Origin of the sequence: Microbacterium sp. Leaf351, from assembly GCF_001423825.1 — a bacterium.
Classification (GTDB): domain Bacteria; phylum Actinomycetota; class Actinomycetes; order Actinomycetales; family Microbacteriaceae; genus Microbacterium; species Microbacterium ginsengisoli.
In genome coordinates, this window is sequence record NZ_LMPK01000035.1 from 11,630 (window position 1) to 14,918 (window position 3,289).

Consider the following 3,289-nt stretch of genomic DNA (forward strand, 5'->3'; position numbering starts at 1 on the left):
CGGCCTCGTCGGCCAGGGCCGCGCTCACGAGCACCGAGCCGAGTCCCCGACCGCCGAACGCCGGGTCGACCACCGTGTGCGGATAGACCGCGCGGCCGTCGTCGTCGATCTCGAACACCGTGAACCCCGCGATCGCGCCGTCGACGGTGACCTCGTACCGCCCGGCCTCATCGTTGCGCGTCACGGTGATCTGCTCGTCCTGCGGGGGCATGCGGCATCCTCTCGTCGACAGGTCCAACGTAGGCCGCCGGGCTCGTGTTCCGCGAGCCGGACAGGTGACGACGGATGACGCGTCCCACCCGCCCCCGCACGGCCCCCGCCTACCGTGGAACACGCGCGCCGCAGCGGCGCGGGCGACGGAGGGGTGCGATGACGGCGACGTGGAGCGACCGTGCCCCCGGCCAGCCCGTCGTGCCCGACCGGTTCTACGCCGACGAGCTGCAGCGCGCCGCCGACCGCCGGGCGCGCGTCGCCGCACCCGTGACGTCGCCGTACGACGGAGCGCCCGCCGAGCTCGCCGCCCGCGTCGCGCAGGCCGCTCTCGAGGTCGCGCCCGCGGCGATCGCCCTCTCGCACGACATCTACGACCACCCCGAGGAGGCGTTCTCGGAGGTGCACGCGGCCGCCGCGGTCGCGGCCCTGGTCGAGCGCGCGGGGGTGCCGGTCACGGTCGGCGTGTTCGGCCAGCCGACGGCGCTGCGTGCCGAGATCGGCCGGCCGGGACCGGTCATCGCCCTCCTCGCCGAATACGACGCACTTCCGGTGATCGGTCACGGGTGCGGACACAACGTCATCGCCGGGGCCGCGGCCGGTGCGTTCCTCGCGCTCGCCCGCATCGCCGACGACCTGCCCGGTCGCGTCGTGCTCCTCGGCACGCCCGCCGAGGAGGGCAACAGCGGCAAGGAGCTCCTCGCCCGGGAAGGGGCGTTCGACGGCGTCGACGCGGCGATCATGGTGCACCCCTTCGGGTACGAGGCCATCGACCACCCGTTCATCGGGCGACGCATCCTGCAGGCCCGCTTCACCGGCGTCAGCGCGCACGCCTCGGCCTCTCCCTTCCTCGGGCGCAACGCCCTCGACGCCGTCGTGCTCACCTACCAGGCGGTGGGGCTCCTGCGGCAGCACCTGCCGCAGGGCGACCGGCTGCACGGCATCGTGCGGGAGGGCGGCGACCGGCCGAGCATCGTGCCCGGCCGGGCGAGCATCGAGTTCTACCTGCGCTCGCACCACCCCGAGACGCTCAAGGACCTGAGCGCCCGCGTCGCGGACATCGCGCGCGGCGCCGCGCTCGCGACGGGCACGGGCGTCGAGCTGGAGTGGGACCCGCAGCCGTTCACCCTGCCGATCCGATCCAACGCCTCGCTCGGTGAGCGGTGGGCGGTGCATCAACGGGCTCGTGGCCGCGTCGCGCATCCCGCGGGGATCGCTCCGCTCGAGCTGGCCGCGTCGACCGACTTCGGCAACGTGAGCGTGCGCGTGCCCGGGATCCACCCCGTGATCGCCGTCTCACCGCCCGACGTCGGACTGCACACGGCCGAGTTCGGCGAGTTCGCGCGGGGTGCCGCGGGCGACCGCGCGGTCTCCGACGGAGCGCACTCGCTGGCGCTCACGGCGCTCGACTTCGTCGCCGACCCCGACCTGCGTGCCGCCGTGCACGACGACTTCCACCGCGCGGGCGGTGTGCTCGACGTCGCCCGCTACTTCGACTGACCGAGGAGCACCATGACCGAGCCCGTCGTCCACGTCCTGCACGAGAACGCCGCGTGGCTGCAGCCGTTCCGCGCCGCGCTCGACGCCGAAGGGGTGCCGTTCGTCGAGTGGGAGCTCGTCACCGGCTCGATCGACCTCACCGAGGATCCGCCGCCCGGGGTGTTCTGGTCGCGCATCAGCGCCTCGAGCCACACTCGCGGGCACACCCACTCCAAGGACTACGCCCGCGCGGTGCTGTCGTGGCTCGAGGCCGCCGGCCGGCGCACCGTCAACGGTCGGCGCGTGCTCGAGCTCGAAGTGAGCAAGGTGGCCCAGCTCGCCGCGCTGCGGGCCGCCGGGATCGACGTGCCCCGCACGATCGCCGTCGTCGGAGACGGCATCGCCGACGCCGCCCGCCGCATCGGCGGCCCCGTGATCGTGAAGCACAACCAGGGCGGGAAGGGGCTCAGCGTGCAGCGCTTCGCCGACGCCGACGAGGTCGTGCAGTGGGAGGCCGCGGCATCCGATGATCCGCCCCAGGACGGCATCACCCTCGTGCAAGAGCTGCTCGTCGCCGAGACGCCCCGCATCACCCGCGTCGAGATCGTGGGCGGCGAGTTCGTGTACGCGATCAACGCCGATACGTATCACGGCGGATTCCAGCTGTGCCCCGCCGACGCGTGCGCGGTCGACCCCGAGACCGGCCGGTTCATCGTGCCGCCCGGCGCGGTCGAGGCGCCCGTGCCGGGAGTCGGCCTGTTCTCGCTGCGCACCGACCCGCCGGCCGATCTGGTCGACGCGTTCGTCGCGTTCACCCGGGCGCAGGGCATCGAGGTGGCGGGCATCGAGTTCATCGAGACGGTCGACGGGCGCCGCGTCGCCTACGACGTCAACACGAACACGAACTACAACGCCGATGTCGAGGCCGTCGCCCCGGCATCCGCCCCACGGCAGCTGGCGCGCTTCCTCGGCGGGCTGCTCGCGCAGGAGTCCGCACGCGCGGCGGTGGCGACCGGCTGACCGTGCACCGGGCCGCCGCGGCGCGCGACTGCGGCAGACTCGAGGGGTGACCACCCCGCTCGTCGATGCCGCCCGCGCGGCCGCGGGCGACCCCGATCGCCTCTACGACGCGTTCGTCGCGTGGGCCTCCGAGCGCGGGTTCGCGCTCTACCCCGCCCAGGACGAGGCCGTGATCGAGCTCGTCTCCGGCGCGAACGTCGTGCTCGCGACTCCGACCGGCACGGGCAAGTCGCTCGTCGCGGTCGCCGCACACGCGGCATCCCTCTCCCGCGGGGAGCGCACCTACTACACGGCGCCCATCAAGGCCCTCGTGAGCGAGAAGTTCTTCGCACTCGTCGAGATCTTCGGGGCCGAGAACGTCGGCATGGTCACGGGCGACTCGTCGGTGAACCCGGATGCGCCGATCGTCTGCTGCACAGCCGAGATCCTCGCGAACCTCGCCCTGCGCGAGGGGGCGGCCGCCGATGTCGGCCAGGTCGTGATGGACGAGTTCCACTTCTACGGCGACCCCGACCGCGGGTGGGCGTGGCAGGTGCCGCTGCTGCTGCTTCCTCGCGCGCAGTTCCTGCTGATGTCGGCC

At 73.5% G+C, this 3,289-nt stretch carries 3 protein-coding genes and 1 pseudogene; 3 read left to right on the forward strand and 1 reads right to left on the reverse strand.

Annotated features, from left to right (window positions below; all coding sequences use genetic code 11):
* Nucleotides 1-211: pseudogene (locus ASG00_RS11135) on the reverse strand (GNAT family N-acetyltransferase); the annotation flags it as partial.
* Between the two features lie 158 nt (nt 212-369).
* Here ASG00_RS11135 and ASG00_RS11140 point away from each other — a divergent pair.
* From ASG00_RS11140 to ASG00_RS18205, 3 genes are all read left to right on the forward strand, one after another.
* Nucleotides 370-1,710, forward strand: a complete 1,341-nt coding sequence (locus ASG00_RS11140) for an amidohydrolase (RefSeq protein WP_056209612.1) — start codon at nt 370-372, stop codon at nt 1,708-1,710.
* A 12-nt stretch (nt 1,711-1,722) separates the two neighbouring features.
* Entirely contained in the window at nt 1,723-2,709 is a 987-nt protein-coding gene (locus ASG00_RS11145) for an ATP-grasp domain-containing protein (protein WP_056209614.1), read from the forward strand.
* A 46-nt stretch (nt 2,710-2,755) separates the two neighbouring features.
* Nucleotides 2,756-3,289 (forward strand): DEAD/DEAH box helicase (locus tag ASG00_RS18205; protein WP_235559510.1); only part of this gene is annotated, 534 nt, incomplete at its 3' end.

Coding starts and splice junctions, on each gene's coding strand:
- ASG00_RS11140 (WP_056209612.1), top strand. CDS start 370: ATGACGGCGACGTGGAGCGACCGTGCCCCCGGCCAGCCCGTCGTGCCC.
- ASG00_RS11145 (WP_056209614.1), top strand. CDS start 1,723: ATGACCGAGCCCGTCGTCCACGTCCTGCACGAGAACGCCGCGTGGCTG.